Source organism: Vulcanibacillus modesticaldus, assembly GCF_001730235.1.
Classification (GTDB): domain Bacteria; phylum Bacillota; class Bacilli; order Tepidibacillales; family Tepidibacillaceae; genus Vulcanibacillus; species Vulcanibacillus modesticaldus.
Genome location: NZ_MIJF01000019.1, coordinates 1 through 15,869 on the forward strand (window position 1 = coordinate 1; position 15,869 = coordinate 15,869).

Genomic DNA, 15,869 nt, shown 5'->3' on the forward strand with positions numbered 1-15,869 from the left:
TTAACAATCTTATTTACATGATTTATGCTACTGCTAATAAGTTAGATATTAATGTTAAACCTCATTAGGTTATTTTATTTCCTTTACAGCCTAATTGAACATCCTCTATCAAGGCTCAGGCAGTCAAGCGCTCTCCTTGACGGGTTGAGTCTTGATAGAGAAACTATGAAAAGGCTGTAAGGTAAAAACATCTATTAACCTATTCGTATTTTCTAATACCAATACTAGATGGCGAAGAGCCAAAAATTTTATTAAACAGATGGTAGATTTAATTATTTTTTTATAATAGAATGATAAGTGTAAAGACAGTTATATATACATAAGCTGTGAGGTGTTGAAATGAGTAACAATAATCAATATAAAAAGCTAATTGGTGTCGCGGGGATAGGCTGGGCCTTTGATGCAATGGATGTTGGTTTGTTATCTTTTATTATGGTTGCTTTGGCCAATCAATGGGGCTTAACCCCTGTTGAAAAGGGATGGCTAGGGACAATTAATTTAGTTGGTATGGCTATTGGTGCTACTTTAGGTGGGACGTTAGCAGACAAATATGGCAGAAAACCAGTCTTCATCTATACATTATTGGTATTTGGGATAGCTACAGCTGGTAGTGCCTTGGCTACCACGTTTGCAATAATGTTCGTTTTTCGTTTTATCATTGGACTTGGAATTGGAGCTGAATTGCCAGTAGCTTCCACTTTAGTAAGTGAACACGCTCCGCAAAATGTACGAGGTAGAGCAGTAGTTTTGCTAGAAAGTTTTTGGGCTTTAGGTTGGATTATTGCAGCATTAATGGCCTATTTTGTTATTCCTAGTAGTGATTATGGATGGCGAATTGCACTTTTAATTGGCGGACTGCCAGCAATTTATGCTGCTGTAATTCGTAAACAAGTTCCCGAATCACCTGTTTATTTAGAAACAAAAAATCTAAAATCCGACAGACAAGCTATTATTAATGAAAACTTCACTGTACGAGATCTATTTACTAAGTATAGTAGAGAAACGATCACGCTTTGGACTATTTGGTTTGTTATTGCTTTTTCCTACTACGGAATGTTTTTATGGTTACCATCAGTTCTAGTTGGCAAAGGGTTTACTATGATTCGCTCTTTTGAATATGTCCTATTAATGACCTTAGCACAAGTTCCAGGATATTTTACAGCTGCATATCTAGTAGAAAAATGGGGAAGAAAACCGGTATTGATTACCTTTTTAACCGGTACAGCAATTAGTGCTTGGTTTTTTGGTGCTAGTGATGTGGCAAATCAGCTATTAATCTGGGGTTCACTATTATCTTTCTTCAATTTGGGAGCTTGGGGGGGGCTTTATGCATATACTCCTGAAAACTACCCAACAATGATCAGAGCAACTGGTTCCGGTGCAGCTGCAAGTTTTGGTCGCATAGGTAGTATTATTGCTCCTTTTTTAGTAGGTGCTTTAATTGCCAATGAAGTGGCCTATCAAAATATCTTTTTGATCTTTACAATTGCCATCTTTGCTGGAGTAATCGTCTTGTGGTTTGTCGGAAAAGAAACAAAAAATGTTTAATTGACTAAAAATTTAGCCCACCATCTGGTGGGCTAATTAATTATAATTGCTTTAGTAAATTTGCCATCTCAATTGCCGTAACTCCCGCCTCAAATCCTTTGTTTCCTGCCTTTGTTCCAGCTCTTTCGATCGCCTGTTCAATTGAATCAGTAGTTAATACTCCAAAAACAACTGGAATATCCGCTTGCAAACTAACAGCTGCCACTCCTTTAGCCACTTCTGAGGCAACATAATCAAAATGTGGTGTTGCACCTCGGATTACTGCACCTAAAGTAATTACCGCATCATATTTATTAGTTTGAGCCATTTTTTTTGCAGCTAAAGGTATCTCAAAAGCTCCTGGTACCCACATAACCTCAATATCATTTTCTTCAACTCCATGTCTGATTAAAGCATCTTTAGCACCACTTAATAATTTGCCTGTTATAAATTCATTGAACCTCGAGATAACAATCCCTACTCTTAATCCTGTTCCAACCAATTTTCCTTCATAAACTACCATAATTATCTTCTCCTTTAACTAAAAATTATAAATTCAATAAATGCCCAAGTTTACTTTTTTTAGTCTCCAAATAACGTAAATTGTTTTGATTTGGTTCAATAATTAGAGGTACCCGTTCAACAATTTCTAAACCGTACCCTTCTAAACCTTTGATTTTGCGAGGATTATTTGTTAATAATTTTATTTTACGCACCCCAAGATCTTTTAAGATCTGTGCACCTATTCCATAATCTCGCAAATCGGCCGGAAATCCTAGCTTATTGTTTGCTTCAACCGTATCATATCCTTGATCTTGTAACTGATATGCTCGTAATTTATTTATTAAACCAATACCTCTGCCTTCTTGACGCATATAAAGTAAAACTCCACTACCCGCTTCTTCGATCTGTCTTAATGCCGCATGTAATTGAGGTCCACAGTCACAGCGATATGACCCGAAAATATCTCCTGTTAAACATTCAGAATGAACCCTAACTAAAGTCGGCTGGTCAGAAAGTATCTCTCCTTTTACTAAAGCTAAATGTTCCTTATCGTCTACATCGTTCGTATAGGCAAATACTCTAAAATCACCGTATTCTGTCGGAAGCTTCACCTCAACTTCTCGATGGACAAGTTTTTCCAATTTATTGCGATATTTGATTAAGTCCGCTATAGTAACCATTTTTAAATTATGTTTTTCTTTTATCTTATTTAATTCTGGTACTCTAGCCATCGTACCATCTTCATTGATAACCTCACATATTACCCCAGCAGGATATGCCCCAGCCAATTTTGCTAGATCAACAGCAGCTTCTGTATGGCCTGCTCTTCTTAATACTCCACCTTTTTTCGCTACCAACGGAAAAATATGCCCTGGTCTTCGAAAATCACTTGCCCTTGTTTGGGAATCAATCAAAGCACGTACTGTATACGCACGTTCATAAGCAGATATACCAGTTGTGCAGCTTATATGATCAATTGAGACTGTGAAAGCCGTTCCATGCTTATCTGTATTCTGGACAACCATTGGCGGTAAATCAAGCTCCTTTGAGCGTTCCTCAGTGATTGGTGCACAAACAAGCCCTCTCCCCTCTTTAATCATAAAATTAATTATTTCGGGTGTTACTTTCTCGGCAAGTGCAATAAAATCTCCTTCATTTTCACGGTCTTCATCATCAACAACGATAATAACTTTACCGGCTTTCAAGTCAGAAATTGCTTCTTCGATTGTATTAAACATAATTATTCCTCCTCAGCTTTCTTAAAAAAAACCATTATCTTTTAAGAAGTTTTCCGTTATCTTGCCCGTATTTATTGAACCTCCGTTTAATAAATTCATAACTGCCTTTTCCACATATTTCCCTATCATATCTACTTCAATATTTACTAAATCACCGATTCGCTTTCTGCCAAGATTAGTTGCTTGTAACGTATGAGGAATAATTGAAACAGAAAATTGTTCAAGAGATACATCAACTATCGTTAAGCTTATTCCGTCAATCGCTATTGAACCCTTTGGAACAAGATATTTTGCTAAGGATTGATCAATTCTAAACGATAACAAAATAGCATTTTCTAGTTTTATTTTCTCTAAAAGTGTAGCAACTCCATCGACATGACCGGCAACAAAATGTCCTCCAAAACGTTTATTAGGAGTCATTGCTCTTTCTAAATTTACTACTGTGCCAATTTTTGCTTCACTTAAACTTGACTTATTCATCGTCTCGGGCATTACATCAACAGTAAAAAAATTGTCATTGTATGATGTTACAGTTAAGCAAATACCATTGACTGCAATACTATCACCAAGCGATACATCAGCTAAAATATCTTTTGCTTCAATTGTTAAGACCATTGAATTGCCCGATCTATCGATTTTGTTAATTTTACCTACTTCTTCAATCAAGCCTGTAAACATCATTATCACCTTCTAATATTTAGGATATCCCGTAATGCAAAAATCTTCCCCGAAACGTTCAAAGGTAACGTTATCTAGCAATAATGCATCATGCATATTAGCAATCCCTTTTCCAGCGATTACTGATGGTGCTTCTTGACCTCCAACTAGTTTTGGAGCAATAAAGGAAATGTATTTATCTACTAATTTTTGTTCAAATAAACTTCCAATGAGTGTAGCCCCACCTTCAACTAAAAGTGAAGTTACATGGTTACTAGCTAAATATTTTAGTACGTCAACTAAGCAAACTTTTTCTTCGCTTTCCGTAACAATTACTTTTACCCCGAATTCCTCAATTTTCTTCTGCTTGTTTCTATCCACTTTTTTAGAGGTAAAAATCCACGTAACGGCTTGTTTGTCAGTTATTACTTTTGCTTCTAATGGTATACTTAACCTAGAATCAACAATTATTCTTAATGGATTTAGTCCTTCTACTTCTCTTCTGGTTGTCAATGAAGGATTATCTTTAATTATTGTTCCACTACCCACCATTATTGCATCATGTTCATGACGTAACTGATGTACGTACTCCCGAGCCAACTCACCTGTTATCCACCTACTACTTCCAGTATATGTTGCTATTTTCCCATCAAGGGTCATTGCTGTTTTAACGGTTACAAATGGCATTCGTTTGGTGATGTATTTGATAAACGCTTCATTTAACTTTTTAGCTTCAGCTTCTAACACACCAACATCTACTTCAATTCCTGCATCCTCAAGTATTTTGATCCCATTACCCGAAACCAAAGGATTGGGATCAAGCATTGCTACAACAACCCGTTTAACTTGTTCCTTAACGAGCCTAGCTGCACACGGTGGTGTCTTGCCAAAGTGACTACAAGGTTCAAGGGTTACATAAACTGTACTACCTTTAGTTTCTTTTCCAGCCATATTAAGCGCTTGAACTTCTGCGTGAGCTTCACCAGCTTTTAAATGGGCACCCATGCCAATAATCCTGCCATCCTTTACTACTACAGCTCCCACAACTGGATTAGGTGATGTTTGTCCTTTAGTTTTTTTAGCCAAATCAATTGCTAGTTGCATAAAATATTGATCGTTCATGAATACCCACCTTTAATCTTAAAATAAAAAAATCCCTAAAGCACAATACTTCAGGGATCAAATTCCAAAAGACATAGCGACACCAACGTCGTTATCCAACAGACGACACACTACTAGCATCTTCCTTCTCCCATCCAGACTTTAACTGTCGGTTTCGGAATCGCACCGAATCAACCAATTACAACCGAGTAATTGGGTCGCGGACTACAATAACTTGATTACCGCCGGTAGGGACTTTCACCCGACCCCGAAGGAATAATTAATCTTATTCAATTCTTCATGATCATTATACTAAAAATTTTCGAATGTTTCTATATTTCTTTACAGCTGAAGTTTATTTTTTTTTACCTCTTTTTCTTTTGTTTTTAACTCTAATCGATTTATTTTTAGATTCATGTTTTTTATTTTTTAGTCGAATAGGTGATTCAGCAGTGAGCTTTATTGGTTCTGTATTAGGTTCTTTAGTCAGTAATTTTATCGCTGCAGAAATTATTTTTACTGAATCTACTTCCTCAAGTAATTGTTCTGCCACTGCTTTATATTTAAGTAAATCGTCATTTTCAATAACGTTAAAAATCTTCTCGATAACTAAACGTTGCTGACCTTCAATCGCTTCAGCCAAGGTTGGAATTGAACGACGCTCTAACTTCCGTTTTGTTACTCGCTCAATTAACCTTAATAAGTCTATCTCACGAGATGTAACAAAAGTGATCGCTAATCCCATTTTCCCAGCTCGACCAGTTCTGCCTATTCGATGTACGTAACTTTCTGGGTCTTGTGGTATATCAAAATTATATACATGGGTTACTCCACTAATATCTAACCCTCTAGCTGCAACATCAGTTGCCACTAATACCTCTATAGTTCCCTCTTTAAATCTTCTAAGTACACTGTCGCGTTTTGCTTGGCTTAAATCACCATGTATGCCTTCAGCACTATATCCTCGTTTATTTAAAGCTTCAGATAATTCATCAACTCGCCGTTTTGTTCTGCCGAATACGATAGCTAACTCTGGAGATTGGATATCTAACAGTCGACATAAAACATCAAATTTTTGTTTTTCACGCATTTCTATATAATGTTGTTCAACACTAGGAACCGTCACTTCTTTTGTTTTAATTTTGATTACTTCAGGTTCATTCATAAAGTTTTTAGCAAGCTCTTGGATTTGCTTCGGCATCGTAGCAGAGAAAAGCAAAGTTTGCTTGTCAGCAGGGATTTCACTTAAAATCAGTTGAATATCTTCAATAAATCCCATGTTTAACATTTCATCCGCTTCATCAAGCACAACCATCTTGATAGCATTAAGTCTAATTGTTTTCCTCCGCATATGATCCATAAAGCGACCTGGAGTAGCGACTATGATCTGCGGTTTTTTCTTCAATGCCCTTATCTGACGATTAATGTCTTGACCACCATATATCGGTAGTGCACGAACTTGTTTATACTGAGCAATTTTATTTATTTCTTCTGCTACTTGAACTGCTAATTCCCTAGTTGGAGTTAAAACAATTGCTTGAATTTGAGCCTGTTGATCCTCAATATTTTCTATCATTGGAATAGCAAATGCAGCCGTTTTTCCCGTACCTGTTTGTGCTTGGCCAATCAAATCTAATCCTTGCATCGCAATAGGAATTGCTTTTTCTTGAATTGGCGTAGCTTCTTCAAATCCCATCTGGCTTATCGCTTGAATAACCTGATGACTAAGTTTAAAATCATTAAATATTACCAACTACTATCATACTCCTTTTATTTTGTTCTCTTATATATCATAAAATCTCCAAAAAAAGAGGCATTATTCCTAATTTTATGGAATATGCCTACTCCTTTTTACAATTATTTTATTTATTATAATTTAACAACGTTTGCAGCTTGATCTCCACGGTTTCCTTGGATAATTTCAAACTCAACGCGTTCGCCCTCTTCAAGAGTCTTAAATCCAGAACTTTGGATAGCTGAAAAATGAACGAAAACATCGTCTCCATCTTCACGCTCAATGAAACCGAAACCTTTTTCAGAATTAACCCATTTTACTTTACCAACCATCTTATTGGCCTCCTTAAAAAAATTATTGCTAAAATGCTGAAAACCAGAACAATATCTTCCGTCCTAAAGCATTTAACCAAGAGGCCGTAAAATCGTTCTTTGTAATCCATTGCATTTTTAACTTTTTAATCATATCACATCAGGAAAAAAATGCAAATTTTTTATTTAATTTTATCCCTTCTAGTTGCTAATTCTTTCTTAATATCAGCAATGGTAACTCCTTCATTTACCATTAAAACTAATAGGTGATATACCAAATCGCTTAATTCATAAACTAATTCTTCCTTATTTTTATTCTTTGCTCCTATTATTACCTCACTTGTTTCTTCTCCAACTTTTTTCAATATTTTATCTAATCCCTTATCGAACAAATAATTTGTGTAGGAATTTTCTTTCGGGTTTTCCTTTCTTCCCTCAATAATTTTATATAAGTCTGTTAAAATATCTTTGTTATTCTCTTCACTTCGAATAACCTCATTAAAAAAGCAAGAGTATTCACCCGTGTGACAGGCTACATTCACTTGATCGACTAATAACAGAATCGTATCATGATCACAATCATAGGAAAAACCTTGTAGTTTTTGAATGTTACCAGATGATTCTCCTTTTTTCCATAACTTTTGCCTACTTCTACTGAAATAATGAACAACTTTTTCTTCTAAAGTTTTCTTAATAGCTTCTTCATTCATGTAAGCAAGCATCAATACTTTATTGGTTTTTACATCTTGAGTTATCGCTGGGACTAATCCTTTTTCATCAAATTTAATTTCGGAAATTATCTTATTAATATCCAGGGTATTTCCCACCTTTCTCTTAAATTATTAATCAGCAATGAGAAATCCTAAAGCCTGATTTCGATGTTTTTTGAAGCTAAATATCTTTTAAGCTCTTCTATCTTGATCTCGCCAAAATGGAAAACTGAAGCTGCCAACACTCCATCAACATCAGCGTATGCTATTGCATTATAAAAATCTGACATCTCACCGGCGCCACCTGAAGCAATGACAGGAACATTCACTGCATCAGTGATTTTTTTTAATAATTCAAGGTCGTAGCCATTTTTCATTCCATCCTCGTCAATACTATTAACGACGATCTCACCAGCTCCAAGTTCAACGCCCTTTTTAGCCCATTCAATAGCATCTAAATCCGTTTTCTTTCTACCACCGTTTATATATACACTCCAAGAACCTTGTTCATTTCTTTTAGCGTCAATCGATAAAACGACACACTGTGCACCAAATTTTAATGAAGCCTCTCTAATTAATTCCGGATTTTTAACAGCAGATGAATTAATTGAAACTTTATCTGCTCCCCTTCTTAAAATATCTGTAAAATCCTCAATTGACGAGACTCCACCGCCAACACAAAATGGGATATTAATATTTTGCGCAACCTTTGATACAAATTCTAAAGAGATTTTTCTTTCTTCATTTGAAGCTGTTATATCATAGAATACAAGTTCATCCGCACCAACGTCACTATAATGCTTACCTAAAACTTCCGGCGAATCAACATCAACAATATTCGCAAATTTTTTCCCCTTAACTACTCTACCGTTCTTCACGTCCAAACATGGTATTATTCTTCTTGTAAGCATTTTAACGCCTCCTGCAAATCAATTCGATTATCATAAAGTGCCTTCCCGACAATTGCTCCATAAATATTCATCTGTTTAAGTTTCTTTAAATCTTCAAGCGAACTTATTCCTCCTGAAGCAATAATATTTAAGGATGTCATTTCCGCTAATTTTTTATAGATTGCAAAATTAGGACCCATTAACATTCCATCTCTTGCTATATCGGTATATACTATCGTTTTGACACCCATTGCTTCAAGCTCTAAACAAAAATCAATTGAATTAATATCGCTGACAACTTCCCAACCTCTGATCGCCACTTTTCCATCGTTAGCATCGATAGAAACAACGATTTTTTCCTGGTATTTAGAAACCAAACTTTTTAAAAGTTCTTTGTTCTCAACAGCAATAGTACCTAAAATTACGCGATCAACGCCTAAATTTAGTAATTCTTGAACTCTTTTTTCATCCCTAATGCCACCACCGATTTGGATAGGCAATCCAATATTATTAACTATTTTTTCGATCGTCTGTTTATTAACTATTTCTTCAGTTCGTGCACCATCAAGATCTACTAGATGGATATACTCCGCACCTTGTTCTTTCCACTTTTGGGCCATAGCAAGTGGATCATCTGCGTAAATTTTAACCCGATCAAAATCCCCCTGAGAAAGTCTAACACACTTATTTTCTTTGATATCAATCGCTGGAAAAATTATCATTTTATCAATTCCCCATATGCTTTTAGTAAATTTAGCCCAACTTGTCCACTTTTTTCGGGGTGAAATTGCATACCGTAAACATTTTGTTTTCTTACGATCGAAGGAATAATCTTGCCATACTCAGTATAGGCTATCAGTTCTTCATTTGTTGAGTTCACATAATAAGAATGAACAAAATATACATAGTCGTCTTCCTTAATGTACTTTAAGATCTCATCATTCTTAGCAAACTTGAGATTATTCCATCCCATATGTGGGACTTTTAAATCAATATCTAACATTTCTACATTACCGCTAATTAAGCCTAAGCCTTCAAATTCACCATTTTCGTAGCTTTTTTCATAAAGTAATTGCATTCCCAAACAAATACCCAATAAGTATTTACCTTGGTCCACATGCTCTTTAATTGCCGGTATCAAGTTCATATCATTCAATGAATTAATTGCATCTCTAAACGCTCCAACACCTGGTAAGATAATTGAATTAGCATTTTTTATCTCATCAAGGTTACTTGAAACCTTTGTTTCTATTCCCAATGAATTGAAAGCTTTTTCAAGCGAACCAATATTTCCTAATCCATAATCGATAATTATATTCAATTAAAGAACCCCCTTTGATGACGGTATATTATCAGATATAACTTCTGAACTTTCTCTTAACGCCCTAGCAAATCCTTTAAAAACTGACTCGATTTTATGGTGATCGTTCTCTCCATAAATTTGATTAATATGAAGGGTTATTCTAGCTTCGCTAACGAAAGCTTTAAAAAATTCTTTAAAATTTTGAGTATCCATCTCTCCTAATCTTTCCCTTGTGAAATTAATATTATATTGCAAGAAAGGTCGATTACTAATATCTACAACAACTAAACTCAATGCTTCATCCATTGGGATATATAAACTGGAATATCTCTTAATCCCTTTTTTATTTTTTAAGGCTTCTGCGAATGCTGCTCCAAAAGTTAATCCAATATCCTCAACTGTATGGTGATCATCAACTTGCAAATCACCAGAACATTTTATTTTTAGATCAAAAGAACCATGGAAGGCTATCAATGTGAGCATGTGATCTAAAAAACCAATTCCCGTATCAATATCACAATTCCCATTTCCGTCGATATTAAGTTCTACTGAAACATTCGTCTCAAGAGTTTTTCTCTCAATTTTTGCCTTTCTCATTTTTTGTTATCTCCTCTATCGCTTTTATAAATGCTTGATTTTCACTTTTATCACCGACACTCACACGATAATAACCAGCCAACTCATTAGCAAAACTTCTGATTAGGATACCTTTCTCGGCAAGTTTTTGGCCTAAATTATCGATATTTGAATAAAACAAGAGAAAGTTACCGTGTGATTTAAATACTTTCATTCCATTTTCTTTTAATTTATTATATAAAAATTCTCTTCCCAGTTTAATTTCCTCAATATAAGCAATGACTCGTTCCTTATTTTTCAAAGCTTTAGTCGCAATCCATTGTGACATAACATTCAAATTATATGGAGATCTAACTTGATCAATAATGTTTACAATTTTTTGATTAGCTAGCAAATATCCCACCCTGATACCAGCCAGGCCAAAGGCCTTTGATAATGTTCTAAGCACTATTAGGTTTTCATAATTGGATATCTCTTCAACCATTGAACCAGAAGCAAATTCCATATAGGCCTCATCGATAACTACTAATGAATTGGTGTTTTCTAAAAGTTTTTTTATGTCTCTAGTTGGTAATAAATTTCCTGTTGGATTATTTGGATTACATAATATTATAACTTTTGGATTTATCTCGTTAGCCTTATCTATTAATTTTTCTATATCGATTGAAAAATCTTCATTACTTTCAACGCCTACAAATTTTGTAGAATAAATTTGACTAAATACCGCATACATGCTAAATGTTGGAACAACAGATAAAATCGTTTCATTCTTATCAACATAAGTTTTTATTATTAATTCAATCATTTCGCTTGAACCGTTACCAACGACAATATTAGCCGGGCTAACCCCTATATACTTACTTATCTCCGCTTTCAAAAGTGTAGCATCATTATCAGGATAAAAATTCAAATTAATTTCTTCATTAAATTGGAGACCCTCTCGAATAATGTCCTCCAATAATATATTTTTTCCTTCATTGGCATTAAGTCTAATTTTATAGGGAACCTGCTTCGACTTATATCCTCGGAAATTGATTAAGCTTTCCTTTACCTGGGTCATAGTTACACCTCCTCTTCAAATCTAATTTTGACAGAATTAGCATGTGCAGTTAACCCCTCATCATTTGCGATTTGTATAACAGATTCTTTTATTCCTTTCAACGCTTCTTTGCTATAGTAAATCAAAGAAGTCTTTTTTAAAAAATCATCGACCCCTAATGGTGAAGAGAACTTTGCTGTCGAACTAGTAGGTAAAGTATGATTAGGCCCGGCGAAATAATCACCTACCGGCTCCGGAGAAAATTCACCAAGGAAGATTGCTCCAGCATTTTTGATCTTTTCTACAACAGCAAAAGGATCTTCAGTCAGTATCTCTAAATGCTCAGGTGCGATTTGATTTGCTATTTCAATCGATTCTTCTAAATTGCTCGTAATAATAATCGCGCCATAATTATTTAAGGATTTATTTATAATTTCTTTTCTTTCAAGTTTTTCAACTTGTTTTGCTAGTTCCTCAACTACTTTTTCTGCCAAATTTCGAGAATCTGTTAATAATATCGATGCCGCCATTTCGTCATGTTCAGCTTGAGAAATTAAATCTGCAGCTATAAATTTTGCATTTGCCATCTCATCAGCAATGATAAGGATTTCACTTGGGCCCGCTATCATATCTATACCAACATATCCAGATACCCGTTTTTTGGCCATCGCCACATAAATGTTACCTGGGCCAACGATTTTGGAAACTTTCGGTATACTTTCTGTGCCAAATGCTAATGCCCCGATTCCTTGAGCACCACCGACCTTAAATATCTTATCTACCCCAGCAATAGCTGCCGCCACAAGGATAGAATCTTTAATTTTACCATCTTTTCCTGGCGGGGTAATCATTATTATCTCTTCAACTCCCGCTATTTTAGCAGGTATTGCATTCATCAGTACAGTTGAAGGATAAGCAGCACTACCACCGGGTACATAAATACCAACTTTTTCTATTGGGTTGACAAGGCGCCCCAAGATAATATCTTTTCCTTCTTTTAGATAATAGGATTGTATTAATTGTTTTTCATGATACTTTTCAATATTTTTTTTAGCGTTTAAGAGAGCCTCCTTCAATCCTTGATCAATATTATTAAAAGCTTCATCAATTTCAGCTTGCGATACTAAAAAATTTTCAATTTCGACTCTATCGAACTTTAAGGTATAATCCCTTAAGGCATCATCGCGATTTTTCTTCACATTTGCTAAAATTTCTTCAACTATACGATTAATTTCTTCAAATTCAATCTGATTTCTTGACATTATTTTATTTATAACATCCATATCTGTTTTGGTTTCAGTAACATTAATCATCGGATTTCATTAAGCTCCTTTCCAATTTTTCAGCAATATTTTGTATTTGGTCGTATTTGAAGCGGTAACTTACCCTATTAACAATTAATCTAGCACTTATGTCAAACATATCTTCAATAACTTGAAGTCCATTAGCTTTTAATGTATTACCCGTTTCGACCAAATCAACTATCACATCAGAAAGCCCAACTAATGGTGCTAGTTCTACCGAACCATTTAACTTTATTATCTCAATTTTTTGTTGTCTCTCTTTAAAGTATTGTTTGGTTGTTTCTGGATATTTAGTTGCAACCTTCAAAACCTCATCTTTTCGGTAAATACCTTGGTTTTTTATTCCGGCAATCGAAAATTTACATTTTCCAAAACCAAGATCTAGAATTTCGTAAACATTTGCATTGCTTTCTAAAAGAATATCCTTACCAACTATCCCTAAATCAGCAACTCCATTTTGAACATATGTCACAACATCAGATGGCTTAACAAATATATAACTAATGTTATTTTCCTTATCAGAAAAAATAAGCTTTCTTGAAGTCGGATCTATGGAATTTCCAAGTCCAATCTTTTGAAATGCTTTGATACTTTCATTACCTAATCTACCTTTTGCAAGTGCTATCGTTAAATAGTTCATGAATTTTCACCTCTAACGTAAAAAGTTCTGACTAATTCATCAAGATCAACCGAAAATCCGATCGCTGGGACCTTTTTGCCAAATATTTTGGTCAATGCATCATACCTGCCACCACTAATAATCTCACTATTGGAACTAGGATAAAAACCTTTAAAAATAATCCCTTCGTAATAATCAAGTTCGGTAATCATCGATAAATCAAAGTGAATGTTTTTTAATAATCCATTTTTTTCACAAAAATCATTTATCGTTATTAATTCATTTATAGCTTGCATCATTTCTTCATTCATAAAATAATTTGTAGCAAGATTTGTTATTTCATTGATGCTACCTTGAAGTCTAAAAATATTTATTAATATTTCATTTTTTTCTTCCGGTAATCCTAAAGTCTTTAGGTAATTAATTAGCTCAAACTTACTTTTTTTGTAAATTAAATTTTTTAACTTATCTTTTTCTTCTCTACTTATTTTCAGTTCATTAAATAGACCATTCAAATATTTGCTGTTTCCAATTTCTAAAATGAAATCATCACTATATTTCTTTAATACTTTTAAAGCTAGTTCAATTACTTCTCTTTCTGCATTTATTGACGACTCTCCTAAATACTCAACTCCCATCTGCCTAACTTCTTTAATATTTAAATTTGCGAAATTCTTAAAAATCGTTGCATTATAAAATATTTTAAGCTTCGCGTTATCTTGTAACCTTGGAATTATATTCTTGATTATGTTCATTGTTATATCAGGTCTCAATACTAAGATTTTTGCCCCATGTATAAACTTCACAACTGACTCTTCTTTTACTCTTTTATTTACTGAAATAAAGCTTTCATAGTCTTCAAAGAGAGTTGGATTTATTGGTGAAAAGCTCTTTTCAATAAAAAGATCTTCAATTTCTCTACTCAGCTGAAACCTTTTCTTTGAATAATTTATCTCGTCTTCAATTTTGATGAACTCCATTTTTATCCCGTCCTTTTCAATCTAAATTAAAAAAAGCCATATAGGCTTAGTACCTACATGGCTTTTTTATATAATCCACCATAGATACAAGCCCTAACATTAAGTAACGATACTAGGGCTTGTATCTATGAACTATACTACAATAGCTCATTATTACAAACCCTTGAATCTATGATGGTGATGAAATTGGAAATAAACTTGTACAAAATTGTTTGCTATCATAATAGCCACCTCTAAAAATCGGTAATAACAAGCCGATAATCACTTTAGTCTGATAATATAATAAAACGTCAAGAACATGGTAACATCTCAATAATTTTTTGTCAACTACCAAAAATCTCGCGTTTAATTTCATCCTGATTTATCTCAAAGCCAATAAATACCTTTCTTTTCTTTCGTAATCCTAGTAAGGCAGGTTTTTTCAGTAAAATTGCTGGTACAATAATATTTCCTGTTATTTTTTTCATCTCTGCTTCCTTTTCAGGATTTTTACTTAAGTCGTTCTCTTTATATTCTATCTTATTCTCTGAAAGAAACTCTTTCAGTGCTTGACAATCAGTTCAGGTAGGTCTTGTGAAAATCTCAATTTCTACTTTAGCCATCTTAGTATCTCCTTTCGAACAATGATTTATGTAATGATTATAACGAAAAAATAATCATCATTTCAACAGAAAGAACACGTAACACTTTTAACCTATTTGTTTGGATTAATTACAAAGCGTCGTAATATTGATCCCATTAACCTTTCTTCTTTCTCGATGATCAAACCAGCTTTCTTAATATTTTCCGTAGTTTGTCGATTAATATTCGCTCCACTCATTCGTACAACCAATGGATTAAAGACATCCATAACAAAACCAAGAATAGGAGAATCGCTTCGCATATGTTCAAGCATTATAATCTTCCCATCAGGTTTTACAACTCGCCGCATTTCTTTCAAACCTTGGATAGGATCCGGTACCGAACAATAAACGCAAGTGGTAACAACATAGTCGAAGGTATTATCATCAAAATCTAAAGACTGAGCATCCATTTCAATCAATTCAACTGGAAAATCAACATCCTTAATTCGCTCCTTTGCAAAACGTAACATTCCCGGGCTAAAATCGATTCCAGTCAAATGAATATCTTTTGGATAATAAGCTAGGTTTTTACCTGTTCCAATTCCAACTTCTAAAACTTTTCCTTTAAGTCCGGATAAATGATTTATACGTAACTCTTTTTTTATCATTTGATCCATTAGATTATATATCTTTGAAATACGGTTATATCTTTTTTTGGTTAGTTCTGTTTGATTATCCATATTCATTCTCCTTTATTAGGTTAGTGAGGACCCTAAATAACATAACCTTAATTTTAGTGAATTATATTACAA

Annotated in this window: 18 protein-coding genes and 1 riboswitch; of the genes, 1 reads left to right on the forward strand and 17 read right to left on the reverse strand. The window is 34.2% G+C overall.

What is annotated here, in order from left to right:
• Nucleotides 1-339: 339 nt before the first annotated feature.
• Nucleotides 340-1,548, forward strand: coding sequence for an MFS transporter (locus BHF71_RS04860; RefSeq protein WP_069656546.1), 1,209 nt, complete (start codon nucleotides 340-342; stop codon nucleotides 1,546-1,548).
• Nucleotides 1,549-1,588: 40 nt separating this feature from the next.
• On the opposite strand, the gene ribH is transcribed toward BHF71_RS04860, so the two are convergent.
• The 17 genes from ribH to BHF71_RS04945 form a co-directional block, all read right to left on the reverse strand.
• Nucleotides 1,589-2,050: a 6,7-dimethyl-8-ribityllumazine synthase gene (gene ribH / locus BHF71_RS04865; RefSeq protein ID WP_069656547.1), complete on the reverse strand. Its 462-nt coding sequence runs from the start codon at nucleotides 2,048-2,050 to the stop codon at nucleotides 1,589-1,591.
• Nucleotides 2,051-2,075: 25 nt separating this feature from the next.
• Nucleotides 2,076-3,269, reverse strand: a complete 1,194-nt coding sequence (locus BHF71_RS04870) for a bifunctional 3,4-dihydroxy-2-butanone-4-phosphate synthase/GTP cyclohydrolase II (RefSeq protein WP_069656548.1) — start codon at nucleotides 3,267-3,269, stop codon at nucleotides 2,076-2,078.
• Between the two features lie 21 nt (nucleotides 3,270-3,290).
• Nucleotides 3,291-3,947: a riboflavin synthase gene (gene ribE / locus BHF71_RS04875; protein WP_069656549.1), complete on the reverse strand. Its 657-nt coding sequence runs from the start codon at nucleotides 3,945-3,947 to the stop codon at nucleotides 3,291-3,293.
• A 12-nt stretch (nucleotides 3,948-3,959) separates the two neighbouring features.
• Complete coding sequence (ribD, locus tag BHF71_RS04880) at nucleotides 3,960-5,048, reverse strand: bifunctional diaminohydroxyphosphoribosylaminopyrimidine deaminase/5-amino-6-(5-phosphoribosylamino)uracil reductase RibD (RefSeq protein WP_069656550.1); 1,089 nt, start codon at nucleotides 5,046-5,048, stop codon at nucleotides 3,960-3,962.
• A gap of 118 nt (nucleotides 5,049-5,166) precedes the next feature.
• Nucleotides 5,167-5,307, reverse strand: a riboswitch (FMN riboswitch).
• A 75-nt stretch (nucleotides 5,308-5,382) separates the two neighbouring features.
• Nucleotides 5,383-6,780, reverse strand: coding sequence for a degradosome RNA helicase CshA (gene cshA / locus BHF71_RS04885; RefSeq protein WP_141705331.1), 1,398 nt, complete (start codon nucleotides 6,778-6,780; stop codon nucleotides 5,383-5,385).
• A gap of 116 nt (nucleotides 6,781-6,896) precedes the next feature.
• Nucleotides 6,897-7,094: a cold shock domain-containing protein gene (locus tag BHF71_RS04890; protein ID WP_069656551.1), complete on the reverse strand. Its 198-nt coding sequence runs from the start codon at nucleotides 7,092-7,094 to the stop codon at nucleotides 6,897-6,899.
• A gap of 161 nt (nucleotides 7,095-7,255) precedes the next feature.
• On the reverse strand, nucleotides 7,256-7,900 hold the full coding sequence (gene hisIE, locus BHF71_RS04895; RefSeq protein WP_245683821.1) for a bifunctional phosphoribosyl-AMP cyclohydrolase/phosphoribosyl-ATP diphosphatase HisIE: 645 nt from the start codon (nucleotides 7,898-7,900) through the stop codon (nucleotides 7,256-7,258).
• A gap of 35 nt (nucleotides 7,901-7,935) precedes the next feature.
• Nucleotides 7,936-8,694: an imidazole glycerol phosphate synthase subunit HisF gene (gene hisF / locus BHF71_RS04900; RefSeq protein WP_069656552.1), complete on the reverse strand. Its 759-nt coding sequence runs from the start codon at nucleotides 8,692-8,694 to the stop codon at nucleotides 7,936-7,938.
• On the reverse strand, nucleotides 8,676-9,395 hold the full coding sequence (gene hisA / locus BHF71_RS04905) for a 1-(5-phosphoribosyl)-5-[(5-phosphoribosylamino)methylideneamino]imidazole-4-carboxamide isomerase (RefSeq protein WP_069656553.1): 720 nt from the start codon (nucleotides 9,393-9,395) through the stop codon (nucleotides 8,676-8,678). The genes hisF and hisA overlap by 19 nt, the downstream gene beginning before the upstream one ends.
• Entirely contained in the window at nucleotides 9,392-9,994 is a 603-nt protein-coding gene (gene hisH, locus BHF71_RS04910) for an imidazole glycerol phosphate synthase subunit HisH (RefSeq protein ID WP_069656554.1), read from the reverse strand. The genes hisA and hisH overlap by 4 nt, the downstream gene beginning before the upstream one ends.
• Nucleotides 9,995-10,573 (reverse strand): imidazoleglycerol-phosphate dehydratase HisB, encoded by a 579-nt coding sequence (gene hisB, locus BHF71_RS04915; RefSeq protein WP_069656555.1) that lies wholly within the window; start codon nucleotides 10,571-10,573, stop codon nucleotides 9,995-9,997.
• The gene (gene hisC / locus BHF71_RS04920; protein ID WP_069656556.1) at nucleotides 10,554-11,612 is read right to left on the reverse strand and encodes a histidinol-phosphate transaminase; all 1,059 of its coding nucleotides are present in this window, start codon (nucleotides 11,610-11,612) and stop codon (nucleotides 10,554-10,556) included. Before hisC ends, hisB begins: the two co-directional genes overlap by 20 nt.
• 2 nt (nucleotides 11,613-11,614) lie before the next feature.
• Complete coding sequence (hisD, locus tag BHF71_RS04925) at nucleotides 11,615-12,904, reverse strand: histidinol dehydrogenase (protein WP_069656557.1); 1,290 nt, start codon at nucleotides 12,902-12,904, stop codon at nucleotides 11,615-11,617.
• Nucleotides 12,897-13,535 (reverse strand): ATP phosphoribosyltransferase, encoded by a 639-nt coding sequence (hisG, locus tag BHF71_RS04930; protein ID WP_069656558.1) that lies wholly within the window; start codon nucleotides 13,533-13,535, stop codon nucleotides 12,897-12,899. Before hisG ends, hisD begins: the two co-directional genes overlap by 8 nt.
• Complete coding sequence (locus BHF71_RS04935; protein ID WP_069656559.1) at nucleotides 13,532-14,494, reverse strand: ATP phosphoribosyltransferase regulatory subunit; 963 nt, start codon at nucleotides 14,492-14,494, stop codon at nucleotides 13,532-13,534. Before BHF71_RS04935 ends, hisG begins: the two co-directional genes overlap by 4 nt.
• 323 nt (nucleotides 14,495-14,817) lie before the next feature.
• On the reverse strand, nucleotides 14,818-15,039 hold the full coding sequence (locus tag BHF71_RS12470) for a glutaredoxin family protein (protein WP_281179263.1): 222 nt from the start codon (nucleotides 15,037-15,039) through the stop codon (nucleotides 14,818-14,820).
• A gap of 149 nt (nucleotides 15,040-15,188) precedes the next feature.
• Nucleotides 15,189-15,797, reverse strand: coding sequence for a class I SAM-dependent methyltransferase (locus BHF71_RS04945; RefSeq protein ID WP_069656560.1), 609 nt, complete (start codon nucleotides 15,795-15,797; stop codon nucleotides 15,189-15,191).
• Between the last annotated feature and the right edge of the window lie 72 nt (nucleotides 15,798-15,869).

Coding starts and splice junctions, on each gene's coding strand:
- BHF71_RS04890 (WP_069656551.1), bottom strand. CDS start 7,094: ATGGTTGGTAAAGTAAAATGGGTTAATTCTGAAAAAGGTTTCGGTTTC.
- ribD (WP_069656550.1), bottom strand. CDS start 5,048: ATGAACGATCAATATTTTATGCAACTAGCAATTGATTTGGCTAAAAAA.
- ribE (WP_069656549.1), bottom strand. CDS start 3,947: ATGTTTACAGGCTTGATTGAAGAAGTAGGTAAAATTAACAAAATCGAT.
- hisC (WP_069656556.1), bottom strand. CDS start 11,612: ATGACCCAGGTAAAGGAAAGCTTAATCAATTTCCGAGGATATAAGTCG.
- hisD (WP_069656557.1), bottom strand. CDS start 12,904: ATGATTAATGTTACTGAAACCAAAACAGATATGGATGTTATAAATAAA.
- BHF71_RS04860 (WP_069656546.1), top strand. CDS start 340: ATGAGTAACAATAATCAATATAAAAAGCTAATTGGTGTCGCGGGGATA.
- hisA (WP_069656553.1), bottom strand. CDS start 9,395: ATGATAATTTTTCCAGCGATTGATATCAAAGAAAATAAGTGTGTTAGA.
- hisF (WP_069656552.1), bottom strand. CDS start 8,694: ATGCTTACAAGAAGAATAATACCATGTTTGGACGTGAAGAACGGTAGA.
- BHF71_RS04945 (WP_069656560.1), bottom strand. CDS start 15,797: ATGGATAATCAAACAGAACTAACCAAAAAAAGATATAACCGTATTTCA.
- hisB (WP_069656555.1), bottom strand. CDS start 10,573: ATGAGAAAGGCAAAAATTGAGAGAAAAACTCTTGAGACGAATGTTTCA.
- hisG (WP_069656558.1), bottom strand. CDS start 13,535: ATGAACTATTTAACGATAGCACTTGCAAAAGGTAGATTAGGTAATGAA.
- BHF71_RS04870 (WP_069656548.1), bottom strand. CDS start 3,269: ATGTTTAATACAATCGAAGAAGCAATTTCTGACTTGAAAGCCGGTAAA.
- BHF71_RS04935 (WP_069656559.1), bottom strand. CDS start 14,494: ATGGAGTTCATCAAAATTGAAGACGAGATAAATTATTCAAAGAAAAGG.
- ribH (WP_069656547.1), bottom strand. CDS start 2,050: ATGGTAGTTTATGAAGGAAAATTGGTTGGAACAGGATTAAGAGTAGGG.